The 267-nt window shown below is 51.7% G+C and carries 1 protein-coding gene; it reads right to left on the reverse strand.

Annotation, left to right across the window (positions count from 1 at the left end; genetic code table 11):
• On the reverse strand, nucleotides 1–267 hold a 267-nt coding region (locus SB773_RS32200; protein ID WP_410594428.1), incomplete at both ends, for a M20/M25/M40 family metallo-hydrolase.

The following is a 267-nucleotide window of genomic DNA, read 5'->3' on the forward strand; positions in this document are numbered from 1 at the left end:
GGGATCGACAGCCAAAAATGGACTGGTTATACCCGTTTTTCCTGCAGGATGGATGATGATGGCTGCATCCACACCATCAAATAGACCGTGCTTCACAAAGCTGCCTTTTGCGCTTCCATTCGGTCCTCCCTCTTCAGCCGGTGTACCGAAAACAATCACCTCTCCGCCTGTTTCCTCCAGCACTTGAGCCAGGGAAATGCCTGCTGCAACACTCGTTGTGCCGATGATATTATGACCGCAAGCATGACCTAAACCCGGCAATGCATC

Origin of the sequence: Bacillus sp. SIMBA_074 (assembly GCF_046534555.1) — a bacterium.
Classification (GTDB): Bacteria; Bacillota; Bacilli; order Bacillales; family Bacillaceae_G; genus Bacillus_A; species Bacillus_A mycoides.